General features: G+C 72.4%; 13 protein-coding genes and 1 rRNA gene. 2 read left to right on the forward strand and 12 right to left on the reverse strand.

All coding sequences use genetic code 11. The features are described 5' to 3' along the window. The 7 genes from CK505_RS16610 to CK505_RS16640 all read right to left on the reverse strand — a co-directional run. Positions 1-72 (reverse strand): 16S ribosomal RNA (locus CK505_RS16610); the annotation flags it as partial. Positions 73-532: 460 nt separating this feature from the next. Continuing rightward, a complete protein-coding gene (gene tyrS, locus CK505_RS16615) occupies positions 533-1,843 on the reverse strand; it encodes a tyrosine--tRNA ligase (protein ID WP_095651760.1) in 1,311 nt (436 codons plus the stop codon). Between the two features lie 67 nt (positions 1,844-1,910). Beyond that, positions 1,911-4,169 carry a UvrD-helicase domain-containing protein gene (locus CK505_RS16620; RefSeq protein ID WP_095651761.1) on the reverse strand — a complete coding sequence of 753 codons (2,259 nt, stop codon included), beginning with the start codon at positions 4,167-4,169 and terminating at the stop codon, positions 1,911-1,913. A gap of 118 nt (positions 4,170-4,287) precedes the next feature. Beyond that, positions 4,288-4,824, reverse strand: coding sequence for an adenine phosphoribosyltransferase (locus CK505_RS16625; RefSeq protein WP_031282693.1), 537 nt, complete (start codon positions 4,822-4,824; stop codon positions 4,288-4,290). 24 nt (positions 4,825-4,848) lie between these two features. Then, positions 4,849-5,529 (reverse strand): DNA-3-methyladenine glycosylase, encoded by a 681-nt coding sequence (locus CK505_RS16630; RefSeq protein WP_176475387.1) that lies wholly within the window; start codon positions 5,527-5,529, stop codon positions 4,849-4,851. Continuing rightward, complete coding sequence (gene argH / locus CK505_RS16635; protein WP_017832871.1) at positions 5,526-6,974, reverse strand: argininosuccinate lyase; 1,449 nt, start codon at positions 6,972-6,974, stop codon at positions 5,526-5,528. The genes CK505_RS16630 and argH overlap by 4 nt, the downstream gene beginning before the upstream one ends. Positions 6,975-7,114: 140 nt before the next feature. Then, positions 7,115-8,326: an argininosuccinate synthase gene (locus CK505_RS16640; protein ID WP_031282696.1), complete on the reverse strand. Its 1,212-nt coding sequence runs from the start codon at positions 8,324-8,326 to the stop codon at positions 7,115-7,117. A gap of 312 nt (positions 8,327-8,638) precedes the next feature. On the opposite strand from CK505_RS16640, the gene CK505_RS16645 reads away from it, so the two are divergent. Beyond that, a complete protein-coding gene (locus CK505_RS16645; RefSeq protein WP_017832873.1) occupies positions 8,639-10,315 on the forward strand; it encodes a catalase in 1,677 nt (558 codons plus the stop codon). 108 nt (positions 10,316-10,423) lie between these two features. Here the strand turns inward: CK505_RS16645 and CK505_RS16650 are convergent, their stop codons facing one another. Then, positions 10,424-11,944 (reverse strand): long-chain fatty acid--CoA ligase, encoded by a 1,521-nt coding sequence (locus tag CK505_RS16650; protein WP_095651763.1) that lies wholly within the window; start codon positions 11,942-11,944, stop codon positions 10,424-10,426. Positions 11,945-12,138: 194 nt separating this feature from the next. Here CK505_RS16650 and CK505_RS16655 point away from each other — a divergent pair, with 194 nt between their 5' ends. Next, on the forward strand, positions 12,139-12,582 hold the full coding sequence (locus tag CK505_RS16655; protein ID WP_095651764.1) for an ankyrin repeat domain-containing protein: 444 nt from the start codon (positions 12,139-12,141) through the stop codon (positions 12,580-12,582). Positions 12,583-12,622: 40 nt separating this feature from the next. On the opposite strand, the gene CK505_RS16660 is transcribed toward CK505_RS16655, so the two are convergent. From CK505_RS16660 to argB, 4 genes are read right to left on the reverse strand one after another with little or no spacing between them, the layout of a single operon-like run. Further along, positions 12,623-13,117 (reverse strand): arginine repressor, encoded by a 495-nt coding sequence (locus CK505_RS16660; RefSeq protein ID WP_017832876.1) that lies wholly within the window; start codon positions 13,115-13,117, stop codon positions 12,623-12,625. Then, positions 13,114-14,082, reverse strand: a complete 969-nt coding sequence (gene argF / locus CK505_RS16665) for an ornithine carbamoyltransferase (RefSeq protein ID WP_017832877.1) — start codon at positions 14,080-14,082, stop codon at positions 13,114-13,116. Before argF ends, CK505_RS16660 begins: the two co-directional genes overlap by 4 nt. Positions 14,083-14,090: 8 nt before the next feature. Then, positions 14,091-15,404, reverse strand: a complete 1,314-nt coding sequence (locus CK505_RS16670; RefSeq protein WP_095651765.1) for an acetylornithine transaminase — start codon at positions 15,402-15,404, stop codon at positions 14,091-14,093. Continuing rightward, a complete protein-coding gene (gene argB, locus CK505_RS16675) occupies positions 15,401-16,330 on the reverse strand; it encodes an acetylglutamate kinase (protein WP_017832879.1) in 930 nt (309 codons plus the stop codon). The genes CK505_RS16670 and argB overlap by 4 nt, the downstream gene beginning before the upstream one ends. Positions 16,331-16,361 lie beyond the last annotated feature (31 nt).

Genomic DNA, 16,361 nt, shown 5'->3' on the forward strand with positions numbered 1-16,361 from the left:
TCATCGTTCGACTTGCATGTGTTAAGCACGCCGCCAGCGTTCGTCCTGAGCCAGGATCAAACTCTCCGTCAAAAAAACAACGAAAACATCAAACCCCGGCTGAAAATGTCGCCACCACCCCACGGAGGCAGGACGGCGACAACCAATCAACCGAATAAAACATCCGGTATCAACAAACATGGCACACTATTGAGTTCTCAAACAACAGACCAGCAACCAGGCACCACACCCGGAAACCGTGTTGGAATTTTCGGTGCCCTCCGCGTCGGAACTTTGTTCCCCGCCTCAGGCAGCTCGACCATCCTACGCAGTCCGTTCTCGGCGTGTCAACTTGCGTTGTTCCGGGTCCGGACCGACCTGAACGGTCGCTCCCGCATGAACTAGGCAGCACCTCTCGGTCCTGCTGCTCTTTGCGGTGTCGTCGCCCGCCGGCCTCTCGGCCCTGCCTGACGACTCGATGAACACTACACCCCCGCCCAGGGGCCTGCAAGCTCGGCTCCCGGACGGGGGTGGTGGGCGGATCGGGCCCGGATCAGGCCTCCACGGTGACGGCGGCGAGGTGCTTCTTGCCGCGGCGCAGCAGCGCCCACCGGCCGTGCAGGAGCTGGCCGGGCCCGAGCTCGGCGTCCTCGCCGACGACCTTCTCGTTGTTGACGTACGCCCCGCCCTCCTTGAGGGTCCGGCGCGCGGCGGACTTCGACTCGGACAGCCCGGTGGCCACGAGGAGGTCGGCGACCTGCAGCGCTCCGGCGGACACGCTCGCGCCGGGCAGCTCCCGGGCGACCGAGTCCAGGGTCTCGGCGTCGAGCTCCGTGAGCTCGCCGCGTCCGAAGACGGCGGCCGAGGCCGCGATCGCCTTCTCGGTCGCCGCCTCCCCGTGCACCAGCGAGTTGACCTCCCAGGCGAGGACCTTCTGGGCCTGCCTCTTGTAGGGCTCCTCCTCGACGGAGCGCGCCAGCTCCTCGATCTCGGCCCGGGTCTTGAAGGTGAAGACCTTGAGCCGGTCGACCACGTCCGCGTCGGCCGTGTTGAGCCAGAACTGGTAGAAGGCGTAGGGCGAGGTGAGCTCCGGGTCCAGCCACACCGCGTTGCCCTCGGACTTGCCGAACTTCGTGCCGTCCGAGTTGGTGATCAGCGGGGTGCCGACGGCGTGCACGGACACGCCCTCGACCTTGCGGATCAGGTCGGTCCCGGAGGTCAGGTTCCCCCACTGGTCGGAGCCCCCGGTCTGCAGGGTGCACCCGTGGTCGCGGTAGAGGTTCAGGTAGTCCAGTCCCTGCAGGATCTGGTAGCTGAACTCGGTGTAGGAGATGCCCTCCTCCGAGTTGAGCCGCTTGGCCACGATGTCCTTCTTGATCATCGTGCCGACCCGGAAGTGCTTGCCGATGTCGCGGAGGAAGTCGATGGCGGAGAGCTGGGAGGTCCAGTCCAGGTTGTTGACCATGACGGCCCGGTTCTCGCCCTCGAAGGAGAGGAAGCGCTCTACCTGGGCGCGCAGCAGGTCCACCCACTGCGCGACGGTCTCCCGGGAGTTCAGGACCCGCTCGGAGCTCTGCCGCGGGTCCCCGATCAGACCGGTGGACCCGCCCACGAGCCCGATCGGGTGGTGACCGGCGAGCTGGAGCCGGCGCATCAGCAGCAGCTGCACCAGGTGCCCGAGGTGCAGGGACGCCGCGGTGGGGTCGAAGCCGCAGTAGTAGGTGACCTTCTCCTCGGCGAGCGACCGCTCGAGGGCCGCCTCGTCGGTCGACACGTGCACGAGGCCGCGCCACTGCAGCTCCTGCCACACGTTGGCGAAGGACGGATCGTTGTGCTGGAGGTCCAGGTCTATTGCGTTCGACACGGCTTCCAAGGTACCAGGACGCGGAGGGGGTTCCCCTCCGCGTCCTGGTGTCCCCGGCGGCCCGGGGTCAGAACCGGTCGAGGCCGGCCGGCAGCGGCCGGGCGGCGACGACGCGCAGCCGCTGGGTGGGCCGGGTCATGGCCACGTACAGGTTGCCGACCCCGCCGCCGACCTCCTCGACGAGCGCCTGCGGCTCGACGACCACCACCGAGTCGAACTCCAGTCCCTTGGCGTCCCACGCGGAGAGGACCACGACCTGCCGGTCCAGCCGGCGGACCCCGGCACCCACGAGCCCGGGCAGGGCCCCGGCGAGGGCCGTGCCGATCTCCTGCACGCGGTCCTCGGGCACGACCACGGCCACGAGCCCGCCGCTGACCAGGTCGAGCTCGGTGCGCACCTGCTCGAGGACGCCCTCGACCACGTCCGCGGCGCCGACCCGCTGAACGATCGGCGGCTCGCCCTCCCGGACGGCCCGCGGGGCGGAGATGTCCAGGCCGGCGGCCCGGGCGACGTCGACCGCGGCCTCGGCGATCTCGGCGGGGGTGCGGTAGTTGACCGTGAGCTCGTCGAGGACGAACCGCTCCCCCACGAAGGGCTCGAGGGCGTCCTGCCAGCTGCGGGCGGCGGTGGCCGAGCCCGCCTGGGCGATGTCGCCGACCACGGTGAACGACTTCATGGGGCACCGGCGCATGAGCACGCGCCACTGCATCGGCGAGAGCTCCTGGGCCTCGTCGACCACGACGTGCCCGTAGGCCCACGTGCGGTCCGCGGTCGCGGCCTCGGCGGCGGTCATCCGGTGCTGGGTGACCGCGTTGAAGTCCGTGAGCTGGGCCGCGGTCACGATGCCGTCCGCGCCGACGTCCTCGAGGCTCTGGTGCATGTTCGCCAGCGCGTGCTCGGCGTTGTCCGTTGCCTTGCGGTGCTCCCGGTCCGCCTCGGCCCGCCGGCGCACCCCGGCCTCGTCGAGGTCGCCCAGCAGCTCGGCGGCCTCGTCCAGCAGCGGCACGTCGGCCACGGTGAAGGGGGCGTCGGCCGGGCGCAGCAGGGCCTCGACCTGGGCGGCGCTCAGGTGCGGGGCTGCGGACTCGAGGTAGTGCCGCTTGCTGAACAGCTGCGCGACGAGGGTCTGGGGCGACAGCGGCATCCACGCGAGGTTGAGCGCGATCCGCACGTCCCGGGACTGCCGGATGTCCTCCGCGAGGTAGGAGCGGTCCATGACGTTGCCGCTGGTGGTGTTGAGGTGCTCGCCGAGCTGCTCGGTGAGCTCGCGCAGGGCGATCTTCACGAACGTGTTGCGCGCCTCGTTGTGCGGCTTCCCCGTGGCACGGGCCTTGTCCCGGGCACGCTTGACGGTGCGCGGGGTCAGCGTCACGCGGTGGGAGTCGACGCGCAGGACCTGGTCCGCCGCCGGGACCTTCTGCCGGTCCCGCACGGCGCGGGCCACGACCTCGGCCATGTCGAGGCCGGACTTGAGCCGGGCGGTCCGGGGGTCGCGCTCGGGGACGGCCGCCACGCCGGGGAACAGCTCGGAGAGGGAGGACATCACGACGCCGGTCTCCCCGAGCGCCGGCAGCACCCGTTCGATATACCACATGAACGACGACGACGGGCCGACGATCAGCACTCCCGCCTTGCGCAGCCGCTCCCGGTGCTCGTAGAGCAGGTACGCCGCCCGGTGCAGCGCCACGGCGGTCTTGCCGGTGCCGGGCCCGCCCTGCACCACGCGGACGCCGGGCAGCGGGGCGCGGATGATCTTGTCCTGCTCGGCCTGGATGGTCGCGACGATGTCCGACATCCGTCCGGTGCGCTTCTGGTTCAGCGCCGCGAGCAGAGCGCCCTCGCCGTGGAGCACCCCCTCGTCCTCGAGCATGTCCGGGTCGAGGACGTCGTCCTCGAGGGCGGCGACGTCGCGGCCCTCCAGGATGAGGTGGCGGCGGCGCCGGATGCCCATGGGGTTCTGCGCGGTGGCCTGGTAGAAGGCCGCGGCCTCGCGGGCGCGCCAGTCCACCATGAGCCGCTGGTGGTCCGCGGTGGCCAGGCCGATGCGCCCGACGTAGCGGCGGTCGCCGTCCTGGCCGTCCAGGCGGCCGAAGACGAGCCGGTGGTCCACGGCCTCGAGCTGGGCGAGCCGGTCCTCGTAGTGGGAGGCGAACGCGTCACGCTCCGCGCGGTTCTGGTGGTTGCCGAAGGACTCGCTGCGGCGCACGGCCGCGAGCTCGGCGGTCTTCTCGGCCCGCAGCTCGTCGAGCCGGTCGTAGAGCATCGCGACGTACGCGCGTTCGACAGCAAGTTGCTCGGCCGCCATCGTGGCGACGGTCTCTGCCATGGGTGGACACCTCGTTCCGGATCGAACAGACCATCGATTCTACCGGTCCGCGGGCGTTCCGACGGCGATCCGGCGGCGCGGTGCGTCACAGTGCTTCGCCGGGGTGCTTCGCCCCTGGTCAGACCCGGTACAGTGCCCGCACCCGGTGGCCGCCGAGCTGGCTGCGGCCCCGCAGGTCGGTGAGCTCCATGATCAGCCCGAACCCAGCGACGTGCAGCCCGGCCCGGTGCAGCAGCTGCGCCGTGGCCCCGAGGGTGCCGCCGGTCGCGAGGATGTCGTCGAGCACGAGCACGCGGGCCCCGCGCGGGACGTCGTCGGTGTGGATCTCCAGCACCGCCGAGCCGTACTCCAGGACGTACTCCTCGCGGAAGGTCTCCCGGGGGAGCTTCCCGGCCTTGCGCACCGGGATGAGGCCCACGCCCGTCGCGTAGGCCACGGCCCCCGCCATGAGGAAGCCCCGGGCCTCGACGCCGGCCACGTGGTCGAACTGGCCGCGGAAGGCGTCGGCCAGGGCGTCGACGGTCCGCCGGAAGCCGGGACCGTCCGCGAACAGGGGCGTCAGGTCGCGGAAGAGGACCCCCGGCTCCGGGTAGTCGGGGATCTTCACGCACAGGCGCTCGATCATCTGCTCAACGGATTCAGTCACACCGCTCATGCTATCCGTCCGGGTCCCGCGGACTCAGCGGCGCCGGCGCGGGACCGCGGCGCGGTACGGGGACACGGAGGCCTCGCCGGGCAGCCACCAGCGCCAGGGGAACTCAGGGGTCCCGCCGGGTCCGGACACCCCCGTGCGGGGCCCGCGGCCGGCGGCGGGGGCGTCCCCCGGGCCGGGCAGCCGCAGGAAGAAGCCCGGCGCCGCGGCGTCCCCCGCGGTGAGCGGTGCGCCGTCGTGGGTCAGGTCGATGCCCAGGGCCTTGGCGAGGTTGCCGGGGCCACGTGCCAGCGCGGCGTCGGGCACCGGGCCGGAGCGTCCGGCGGCCCGGCGGGCGCGGGCCAGCGGCACGCCCTCGACGACCTCGCCCGCGCGGAGCAGGCACCCGCCGGCGGTGCCCTCGGGGCGGCAGACCAGGTTCACGGCGTGGTGCATGCCGTAGGTGAAGTACACGTAGACGTGGCCCGGCGGACCGAACATCGAGGCGTTGCGCGCCGTCCGCCCGCGCCACGTGTGCGCCCCCGGGTCCGGCAGGTCGGAGCCGTCCGGCCCGCCGTAGGCCTCGACCTCCGTGATCCGCAGGACCACGGAGCCCTCGGCGGTCCGGTGGCCGAACAGGCTCCCGAGCAGCCGGGGGGCCACCTCGGGAGCCGGCCGGGACAGCAGCTCGAGCAGCGCCGGCCCGGTGACGGGCCCGTGCACGCTCATCCTGCGACGATCGGCGCCCGCCGCGAGAACTCCGCGGCCTCGGCCACCTGGCGCTCGAGCTCGCCGATCTGCGCGGCCACGGCCGACGGCGCCGTGCCGCCCTGGGCGCTGCGCGAGGCCAGCGAACCCGCCACGGTGAGCACCTCTCGCACGCCGGGGGTGAGCCGGTCTGAGATGGCGGCGAAGTCCTCGTCGGAGAGGTCCCACAGCTCGATCCCGCGCTGCTCGCAGACGCGCACCGCGTCCCCGGCGACCTCGTGCGCGTCCCGGAAAGGCACGCCCTGGCGCACGAGCCACTCGGCCACGTCCGTGGCGAGGGCGAAGCCCTGCGGGGCGAGCTCGGCCATCCGCCCGGTGTTGAAGTCGAGGGTGGCGATCATCCCCGCGACCGCGGGCAGCAGCACCTCGAGCTGGTCGATCGCGTCGAAGACGGGCTCCTTGTCCTCCTGGAGGTCCCGGTTGTAGGCCAGCGGCAGGCCCTTGAGCGTGGCCAGCAGCCCGGTGAGGTCGCCGATCAGCCGGCCGGCCTTGCCGCGGGCGAGCTCGGCGATGTCCGGGTTCTTCTTCTGCGGCATGATCGAGGACCCGGTGGAGAAGGCGTCGTCGAGGGTGACGAAGGAGAACTCCTTGGTGGCCCACGTGGTGATCTCCTCGGAGATCCGGGACATGTCCACGGCGATCATCGCGGTGACCCAGGAGAACTCGGCGTAGACGTCCCGGGCCGCGGTGCCGTCGATGGAGTTGTGCACGGCGGAGTCGAAGCCCAGCTCGGCGGCGACGGCCCCCGGGTCCAGTCCGAGCGAGGACCCGGCGAGCGCCCCCGAGCCGTACGGGGAGACCGCCGCGCGGGCGTCCCAGTCCACGAGGCGCTGCACGTCCCGCAGCATCGCCCACGCGTGGGCGAGCAGGTGGTGGGACAGCAGCACCGGCTGGGCGTGCTGGAGGTGGGTGCGCCCGGGCATCGGGGCCTCCGGGTGGGCCTTCGCCTGGTCCAGGAGGGCCTGCACGACGTCGAGCACGTTGCGGGCGATGATCGCGGCGTGGTCGCGCAGGTACATCCGCCCGAGGGTGGCGATCTGGTCGTTGCGGGACCGGCCGGCGCGCAGCTTGCCGCCGAGCTCGGGCCCGGCCCGCTCGATGAGGCCCTTCTCGAGGGAGCCGTGGACGTCCTCGTCGGAGGGGGCGGGCGCGTAGGCCCCGGAGCGGACGTCGGCCTCGAGCCGGTCGAGGGCGTCGAGCATGCCCCCGAGCTCGTCGTCGGTCAGCAGCCCCGCGGTGCGCAGGACCCGGGCGTGGGCCCGGGAGCCCGCGATGTCGTAGGGGGCCAGGCGCCAGTCGAAGTGCGTCGACCGGCTCAGCGCCGCGAGGGCGTCGGCCGGTCCCCCGGCGAAACGCCCGCCCCAGAGCGCGCCCTCGTTGGTGCCGTGCTTGTCCTGCTGCGCCATGTCTCTCCTCGTGGGTTCCGCCGGGGCCGGGGCCGCCGGGGGTCGGGTCGGCCGGGCGTGGGCGGAGGGCCCCACCGCCGGGATGGGGCCCTCCGTCGTCGTGCCCGTTCCTGCTGGGGACGAGCCTACGTGCTCGGGGGCTACTTGCCCTCGGCCGCGATCCGCTGCTCGCGGGACGCCGCGACCTTCGAGGACATGCCGAACAGCTCGATGAACCCGCGGGCCTGGGACTGGTCGAACGCGTCGCCCTCGTCGTAGGTGGCGAGGTTGAAGTCGTACAGGGAGGTGTTCGAGCGGCGGCCGGTGACCGTGGCCTGGCCGGCGTGCAGGGTCATCCGGATGTCGCCGTCCACGTACTTCTGGGTGTCCTGGATGAACGCGTCGAGGGACTGCTTGAGCGGGGAGAACCACTGGCCGTCGTAGACGAGCTCGGTCCAGCGCTGGGTGGCCATCCGCTTGAAGCGGGCCTGCTCGCGCTCGACCGTCACGTTCTCCAGCTCGCGGTGCGCGGCGATCAGGGCCATGGCGCCGGGGGCCTCGTAGACCTCGCGGGACTTGATGCCCACGAGCCGGTCCTCGACGATGTCGATCCGGCCCACGCCCTGGGCGCCGGCGCGGCGGTTCATCTCCTGGATCGCCTGCAGCGGGCTGACGGGCTGGCCGTCGAGGGCCACGGGGATGCCGCCCTTGAAGCTGATCACGACCTCGTCGGCCGGCGGCGGGAACGTGGGGTCGTCCGTGTAGTCGTAGACGTCCTTGGTGGGGGCGTTCCAGATGTCCTCGAGGAACCCGGTCTCCACGGCGCGGCCCCAGACGTTCTGGTCGATCGAGAAGGGGTTCTTCTTGGTCGTGGCGATCGGCAGGTGGTGCTTCTCGGCGTAGTTGATGGCCTTGTCGCGGGTGAGGGCGAGGTCGCGGACCGGGGCGATGCACTTGAGCTCGGGGCCCAGCGTCTGGATGCCCACCTCGAAGCGGACCTGGTCGTTGCCCTTGCCCGTGCAGCCGTGGGCCACGGTGGAGGCGCCGAAGCGCTTGGCGGCGGCCACGAGGTGCTTGACGATGACCGGGCGGGACAGCGCGGAGACCACGGGGTAGGCGTCCATGTAGAGGGCGTTCGCCTGCAGCGCCGGCATGCAGTACTCCGCGGCGAACTCGTCGCGGGCGTCGGCCACGTAGGCCTCGACGGCCCCGCAGTCGAGGGCGCGCCGGCGGATGGTCTCGAGGTCCTCGCCGCCCTGCCCCACGTCGACGGCGACGGCGATGACCTCGGCCCCCGTCGCCTCGCCGATCCAGCCGATGGCCACGGAGGTGTCGAGACCCCCGGAGTAGGCCAGCACAACACGCTCGGTCACGGTGTTCTCCTTCGTCGGTGGTCCGGGCGCCACGGCGTGGCCCCGCCTTCTGTGCATGACTATACACGGCGACTTGTATTTATGCATACTCTGCGGACCGTCCCGCGCACTCCCCCGCCGGGCCGCGCCCGCCCTCCGACCTGCAGAGGTGCGGTGCGCCACTCCGCAATTATGAATAGCTAGCAATAGCCCGGCCCTTCCGACATACTGGGGACCGGGTGTGATCCAGACCGACCGACCGCACCTCACCACGGCGGGGGCCACGCGCCCCGGCCGTCCTGCACACCCGGTCCCTACCCCGAGAGGAACCCCATGACGAACGTTCCCGAGCAGACCCTCACCACGCGTCAGGGCCACCCGGTCCACGACAACCAGAACACCCGCACCATCGGCTCCCGCGGGCCCGCGACCCTCGAGAACTACGCGTTCCTCGAGAAGATGAGCCACTTCGACCGCGAGCGCATCCCCGAGCGCGTGGTGCACGCCCGCGGCACCACCGCCTTCGGCTACTTCGAGGCCTACGGCGCCTACGGCGACGAGCCCATCGCGAAGTTCACCCGCGCCAAGGTCTTCGCCGAGGCCGGCAAGCGCACCGACGTGGCCGTGCGGTTCTCCACCGTGGCCGGCGGCCGGGACTCCTCCGAGGTGGCCCGCGACCCGCGCGGCTTCGCCGTGAAGATGTACACGGAGGAGGGCAACTGGGACCTCGTCGGCAACAACCTGGGCGTGTTCTTCATCCGGGACGCCATCAAGTTCCCCGACTTCATCCACTCCCAGAAGCCGGACCCCGTGAACTTCGAGGCCGGCGTGGCCAACCGCGCCTTCGACTTCTTCAGCCAGTCGCCCGAGGCGATGCACATGATCACGATCCTGTTCTCCCCGCGCGGGATCCCGGCGGACTACCGCCACCAGCAGGGCTTCGGCGTGAACACCTACAAGTGGGTCAACGCCGCCGGTGAGTCCCTCCTGGTGAAGTACCACTGGATCCCGAAGCAGGGCGTGAAGTCCCTCACCTCGGCCGACGCTGCGAACATCCAGGCCCAGACCCTCGGCTCGCACACCAAGGACCTCTACGACGCGATCGAGGCCGGCGACTACCCCGAGTGGGAGCTGCAGGTCCAGGTCATGGAGGACCACGACCACCCCGAGCTGGACTTCGACCCGCTGGACGACACCAAGGTGTGGCCGGAGGAGCTGTTCCCGCCGAAGCCGGTCGGGCGCATGGTGCTGAACCGCAACCCGCAGAACTTCTTCGCGGAGAACGAGCAGATCGCCTTCGGCACCGGCGTGCTGGTGGACGGCCTGGAGTTCTCCGACGACAAGATGCTCGTGGGCCGCACCTTCTCCTACTCGGACACCCAGCGCTACCGCGTGGGCCCGAACTACCTGCAGCTGCCGGTCAACGCGCCGAAGGCGCCGGTGGCCACCAACCAGCGCGACGGCCAGATGGCCTACGCCGTGGACCACGCCCCGGGCCAGAACCCGCACGTGAACTACGAGCCGTCCATCATCGGAGGCGTGCAGGAGACTCCGAAGCCCGAGGGGTACCAGCCCGAGGTCGGCCCGGAGATCAGCGCGCGCCTGACCCGCGCCCGGATCGAGCGGACCAACGACTACAAGCAGGCCGGCGAGCGCTTCCAGCTCCAGGAGGAGTGGGAGAAGGAGGAGCTCATCGACAACCTGGTCGGCGCGCTCTCCCAGTGCGACCGCCCGATCCAGGAGCGCATGGTCTGGCACTTCTACATGGTCGAGGACGAGATGGGCCGCCGCGTGGGCGACGGCATCGGCGTCTCCCTCGAGGACGTCAAGGACCTGGGCCCCCTGGCCACCCAGCGTCTCTCCGAGGAGGAGCTGCAGCGCGTGGCCAACCTCGGCAACAACGGCCCGCGCAGCGTGGCGGGTCTCACCATGACCCACTGCGTGCCCAACGAGCACGTGGCCGTGGAGCGCGAGCCCCAGCAGGCGAGCCCCGCGATGATGTCCAGCTGACCCGTCCGGGAGGCGCCCCGCCCGGGGCGCCTCCCCCGGTGTCCGTGCGGACCCATCGAGCAGAAGGGGCCGGCCGCGTCCAGCGGCCGGCCCCTTCCGTGTGCGGGCTCAGCCGCGGTGCCCGGCGCCCGCGAGGTCGAGGGAGCGCTTGAGGATCTTGCCGGTCGGGCCCTTCGGCAGCTCGTCGACCACCTTGTAGTAGCGCGGGTGCTTGTACTTGGCCACGCGCTCGCGGACGAAGGCGTCCAGCTCGTCGACCTTCGCGTCCCGCTCCGCCTCGGGCACGTCGCGGAAGGCGACGACGGCGGCGACCTCCTCGCCCATCGCCTCGTCCGGCACCCCGACCACCGCGGCCTCGGCGATGCCGGGGAACTGGTAGATCACTTCCTCGACCTCGCGGGGGTAGACGTTGTAGCCGCCGCGCAGGACCATGTCCTTCTTGCGGTCCACGATGTAGTAGAAGCCGTCCTCGTCCACCCGGGCGAGGTCCCCCGTGGCGAACCAGCCGTCACGGATCGCGGCCTCGGTGGCCTCGGGGTTGCGCCAGTAACCGGCCATCACGTACTCCCCGGCCACCACGAGCTCGCCGATCTCCCCGACGGGGACCTCAGCGCCGAGGTCGTCCACGACCTTCAGCTGCGCGCCCCGCACCACCGTGCCGATCGAGCCCGGGCGGCGTCCCCGGTCCTTCTGGTTGAAGCACACCACCGGGGAGGTCTCGGACAGGCCGTAGCCCTCGTAGATGGGGGCGCCGAAGACCTCCTCGAAGCGCTCCAGGACCTCGACCGGCAGCGGGGAACCGCCCGAGACCCCGGCCCGCAGGTGCGGCAGCTCGACCGTCCCGCCGTCCGCGGCGGCGAGCAGCGCCACGTACATGCTCGGCACCCCGGCGAAGACCGTGACCTCGTCCCGGGCCAGGATCTCCAGCGCCTTGGCCGGGTCGAAGCGCGGCAGCAGCGTGACGGTCGCCCCCGCGTGGACGACGCCGTTGAGCGCCACGGTCTGGCCGAAGACGTGGAAGAACGGCAGGGCCCCGAACATGACGTCCCCGGGCGCCAGGTCGAAGAGGCCCGCGGACAGCGCCGCGTTGGCCCGGAGGTTGTGGTGCGTCAGGACGGCGCCCTTGGGCCGGCCCGTGGTCCCGGAGGTGTAGAGCAGGACGGCGGGCTCGTCGTCGTCGCGCTCGGCGACCCCGGGCCGCGGCGGGACGTCCGCGAGCGCCTGCAGCGTGCCGGCGGCCGAGACCTCGACCACCCGGACGTCCCGGTCCAGGTTCGCGACCGCGGCGCGGGTCGCCTCGGCCATCGCCTCCCAGACGAGCACCAGGGACACCTCGGCGTTGTCGAAGTGGTACGCCAGCTCCCGGGGGCTGAGGAGGGGGTTGAGGGGCACGACCACCCCGCCCGCGCGCAGGATCCCGTAGTAGGCGATCGGCATGTGGGGGACGTTGGGCAGGATCAGGGCCACCCGGTCGCCCTGTCCGACGCCGGCCGCGGCGAGCATCGACGCGACCCGCGCGGACAGGTCGTCGAGGGCCCCGTAGGTCAGGACCTTGTCGTCGAGGACCACCGCCCGGGACTCCGGGGAGGCCGCGGCCGTGTCGGTGAGCAGGGTGGCGAGATTCGTCATGGGGGAACTCCGGATCCCCGGTGCACGGGCACCGGCGCGAGGAACGGGCACGAGGTGAGCTGTGTCACACGAGCGTGCCAGTCGGTTACTGCAACGTCAAGACCCGGGTACTTGGGGGTGGCGCGTGTCGCGGTCCCCGCCCCCGATAAACTGGCCGGCAGGAGCTGCATCCGACCGACCGCGAAGGACCACCCGTGACCGAGAACCCCCAGCCGACCGACCAGCCGCAGGACCCGGCGGCCCCCCAGCTGACCGAGGAGGAGATGGCCTACGTGCTCTCCCTGTTCGAGATGGCCCGGACGGGGGACACGGAGAACCTCCTGCCGGCCGTGCGCGCCGGCGTCCCGGTGAACCTCACCAACGGCAAGGGCGACACCCTGCTGGTCCTCGCGGCCTACCACCAGCGCGAGGAGACCGTCGCGGCGCTGCTCGAGGCCGGGGCGGACCCGGACCGGGTCAACGACAACGGTCAGACGGCGCTGATGAGCGCGGTCTTCCGGGGCAACGAGACGATCGTGCGGACGCTGCTCGCGGCCGGGGCCTCGCAGACGGCCGGCGCCCACTCCGCCCTGGACTTCGCCCGGGTCTTCGAGCGCACGGAGCTCGTCCCGGTCCTGGAGGGGTACGCGGCCCGCTGAGCGCGCGGCGCACGGCCGGCACGGGGCGGCGCCGGGACCTCTACTCGGCGAGCTCCAGGAAGCGGCGGGCCACGGCGTGGCCGCCGTCCGCCGCCCGGCACACCACCATGATGGTGTCGTCGCCGGCGATGGTGCCGAGGACGGCGGGGAGCACGGACGTGTCGATGGCGGAGGCGAAGTACTGGGCGGCCCCCGGCGGGGTCCGCAGGACCACGAGGTTCGCGCTCGCCTCGGCGGTGACCAGCAGCTCGCGGCACAGGCTGGCCAGGCGCGCGTCGAGCACCTCCTGGGTGATCCCGGAGGCGGGCGAGCGGTCGGCCCCGGCCTGCGGGACGGCGTAGACGAGGGCGCCGGAGCCCTCGCGCACCCGGACGGCCCCGAGCTCCACGAGGTCGCGGGAGAGCGTGGCCTGGGTGACCTGCACGCCGTCCTCGGCCAGCCGGGCGGCCAGCTCGGCCTGCGAGTGGATCGCCCCTCCGGTCACGAGGGCCACGATCCGGGCCTGCCGGGCGGTCTTGGTGGCGGGGATGCTCATGCGGGTACGGCGGAGGCGTCGGCGGCACCCAGGTCGTAGCGCCCGGAGCGCGCCATGAGCCAGACGAGCAGGGCCTTCTGGGCGTGCAGGCGGTTCTCCGCCTCGTCCCACACCACGGACTGCGGGCCGTCGATGACCTCGGCCGCGACCTCGGAGCCGCGGAAGGCGGGCAGGCAGTGCAGGAACAGCGCCCCGGGCGCGGCCTGGGCCATCGCCGCGGCGTCCACGGAGTACGCCCGGAAGACCTCCGCCCGCGCCTCGGTCTCCGCCTCCTGGCCCATGGACACCCAGGTGTCGGTGCAGACCACGTCCGCCCCGGCGAGCGCCTCGGCCGGGTCGGTGGTCACGCGTACGGACCCTCCCGTCTGCTCCGCGCGCTCCTCGGCGGCCCGCACCACCGCCGGGTCCGGGAGGTGGCTCGCCGGGCCGGCCACGCGCACGTGCATGCCGGCGGTGGCCCCGCCCAGCAGGTAGGAGTGGGCCATGTTGTTGGCGGCGTCCCCGAGGTAGGCGAAGGTGAGCCCGGCGAGACCGCCCCGGTGCTCCCGGACGGTGAGCAGGTCCGCGAGGATCTGGCAGGGGTGGTAGTCGTCGGAGAGCCCGTTGACGACGGGCACGGTGGCGGCCGCGGCCATCTCCTCCAGCCCGGACTGGGCGTAGGTGCGCCACACGATGGTCGAGGCCATGCGGGAGAAGACGCGCGCGGTGTCGGCCACGCTCTCCTTGCCCAGCTGCGACTCGCCCGGGTTGATCATCAGCGGGTTGCCGCCGAGATCGGCGATCCCGGCGGAGAAGGAGACCCGGGTGCGGGTCGACGTCTTGTCGAAGATCACGGCCACGGTCTGGGGCCCCGCGTAGGGCCGGTGGGCCCAGCGGTCGGCCTTGAGGCGGGCGGCGAGCTCGAGCACCTCGGTCTGCTCCTGCTGGGAGAGGTCGGTGTCGACGAGGAAGTGGCGGGGGGTCATGGACGGGTTCATGCTTCTTTCGGCGGGGAGTCGGGCGAGGTCGCGGCGGGGGCCGTGACCGCGGCGGCGGCGGTGCGCAGGATCTCGGGGAGCGCGTCGAGGAAGGTGCGCGCCTGCTCGGGGGTCAGGATCAGGGGCGGGGCCAGGCGCAGTGTCCCGGGGCCGGTCGCGTTGACGATGAATCCGGCGTCCCGGGCGGCCTCGACCACGGCGGGGCCGAACGGGGCGGTGGCCCCCTCGGGGACCTCGAGGTCGGCGCCGATCAGCAGTCCGTGCTGGCGCACGTCGCCGATCCCGGGGACCGCGCGCAGCCCCTCGCCGAGCACGGCGCCCACGGTGCGCGCGTGCTCCAGCAGGCCGTCCTCCTCGATGACGGTGACGGTGGCGAGGCCCGCGGCGGTGGCCGGCGGGTTGCCGCCGAACGTGGTGCCGTGCTGGCCGGCCCCGAGCAGCGCGGAGACCTCCGGGCCGACGGTCAGCATCGCGCCGATCGGGAAGCCGCCGCCTAGGCCCTTGGCCAGGGTGATCGCGTCCGGCAGGTCGTCGCCGGTGAGCTCGGCGGAGGAGGCGAACCAGCGGCCGGTGCGGCCCATCCCGGTCTGCACCTCGTCCACGACCAGCAGCGAACCGTGCCGGCGGGTCAGCTCCCGGGCGGCCCGGAGGTAGCCCTCGGGCAGCTCGCGCACGCCGGCCTCGCCCTGCACGGGTTCCACGATCAGCGCCGCGACCGTCCCGTCGAGGTGCTCCTCGAGGGCCTCGACGGTCGCGGGGATGTGCCGGACCCCGCCCGGGAGGGGCTCGAAGGGCGCCCGGTAGGCCTCCTTGGCGGTCAGGGCGAGGGCGCCCATGGTGCGGCCGTGGAAGGCGGACTCGAGGGCGAGGACGGTGCCGCGGGGCCGGCCGTCCGGGCCGGGGTGCTCGTGGCCGTGGCGGCGGGCGAGCTTGAACGCGGCCTCGTTGGCCTCGGTGCCGGAGTTCGCGAAGAAGACGTGGGAGCCCGCGGGCGCGCCGGCCAGGGACAGCAGCTTCCCGGCGAGGGCGATCTGCTGGGGGGAGGTGAAGAAGTTGGAGACGTGCCCGAGGGTGGCGAGCTGGCGGGAGACGATCTCCACCCAGCGCGGGTGGGCGTGGCCGAGGGCGTTGACGGCGATGCCCGCGAGCAGGTCGAGGTAGTCCCGGCCGTCGGCGTCGGTGACCACGGCGCCCTTGCCGTGGGTGAGCACGAGGGACGGGCTGCCGAAGACGCCGAGCAGCGAGTCGGCGTACTCGCCGAGCAGGGCGGTCTGGGCCGAGTAGCGGGAGGCGGTGTGCTGGGCGGTCATGACGATGCTCCGTGGTCGGGGACGAGCTGGGTACCGATGCCGGTGTCGGTGAAGATCTCGAGCAGGCACGTGTGCGGGCTGCGCCCGTCGACGATGGACGCCCGGCGCGCCCCGCCCTCCACGGCCCGCAGGGCCGCCTCCATCTTGGGGATCATCCCGGCCTGCAGGCTCGGGAGCATCGCGCGCAGCTCCGAGGCGGAGAGGGACGCGATCAGGGAGCCCTTGTCCGGCCAGTTCGCGTAGAGCCCCTCGACGTCGGTGAGGGCCACGAACTTCTCGGCGCGCAGGGCCACCGCCACGGCGGCGGCGGCGGTGTCCGCGTTGACGTTGAGGATCTCCCCCGTGGGGCGGCCGTGCGCGTCGACCTCCGGCGCCACGGAGGAGATGACGGGGATCCGCCCGGCCTCGAGGAGCTGGGTGACGGGCTCGGGGTTGACGCCGACGACCTCGCCCACGTGGCCGAGGTCCACCTCCTCGCCGTCCACCACGGTGCCCCGGCGGACCGCGCGGAACAGCTCGGCGTCCTCCCCCGAGAGCCCGACGGCGTACGGGCCGGTGGCGTTGAGCAGGGAGACGAGCTCCCGCTGGACCTGCCCGGTCAGCACCATGCGGATGGCGTCCACGGCCTCCTTGGAGGTGACGCGCAGCCCGCCGCGGAACTCGGACTCGATGCCCAGCCGCTCCAGCATGCGGTTGATCTGGGGCCCTCCGCCGTGCACCACGACCGGCTTGATCCCGACGTGGCGCAGGAACACCATGTCCTCCGCGAAGGCCTGCCGCAGCGGCTCGGACACCATGGCGTTGCCGCCGTACTTGAAGACCATCACGGACCCGGAGTAGCGCTGGATCCAGGGCAGGGCCTCCATCAGGGTGCCCGCCTTCAGCTGGGCGGTCTCGTAGCGGGTCGGGTCACTCGGGTCGGTCATGGTTCTCCTGCGCCGTGGGTCGGTGCTGTGC

Source organism: Kocuria sp. WN036 (assembly GCF_002287015.1).
Taxonomy (GTDB): Bacteria; Actinomycetota; Actinomycetes; order Actinomycetales; family Micrococcaceae; genus Kocuria; species Kocuria rosea.

Bases quoted from the DNA above. Each gene is read 5' to 3' on its own strand.
- CK505_RS16670 (WP_095651765.1), bottom strand. From the start codon at position 15,404: ATGACCGCCCAGCACACCGCCTCCCGCTACTCGGCCCAGACCGCCCTG.
- argH (WP_017832871.1), bottom strand. From the start codon at position 6,974: ATGGCGCAGCAGGACAAGCACGGCACCAACGAGGGCGCGCTCTGGGGC.
- CK505_RS16630 (WP_176475387.1), bottom strand. From the start codon at position 5,529: ATGAGCGTGCACGGGCCCGTCACCGGGCCGGCGCTGCTCGAGCTGCTG.
- CK505_RS16650 (WP_095651763.1), bottom strand. From the start codon at position 11,944: ATGACGAATCTCGCCACCCTGCTCACCGACACGGCCGCGGCCTCCCCG.
- CK505_RS16620 (WP_095651761.1), bottom strand. From the start codon at position 4,169: ATGGCAGAGACCGTCGCCACGATGGCGGCCGAGCAACTTGCTGTCGAA.
- CK505_RS16625 (WP_031282693.1), bottom strand. From the start codon at position 4,824: ATGAGCGGTGTGACTGAATCCGTTGAGCAGATGATCGAGCGCCTGTGC.
- CK505_RS16660 (WP_017832876.1), bottom strand. From the start codon at position 13,117: ATGAGCATCCCCGCCACCAAGACCGCCCGGCAGGCCCGGATCGTGGCC.
- CK505_RS16645 (WP_017832873.1), top strand. From the start codon at position 8,639: ATGACGAACGTTCCCGAGCAGACCCTCACCACGCGTCAGGGCCACCCG.
- argF (WP_017832877.1), bottom strand. From the start codon at position 14,082: ATGACCCCCCGCCACTTCCTCGTCGACACCGACCTCTCCCAGCAGGAG.
- argB (WP_017832879.1), bottom strand. From the start codon at position 16,330: ATGACCGACCCGAGTGACCCGACCCGCTACGAGACCGCCCAGCTGAAG.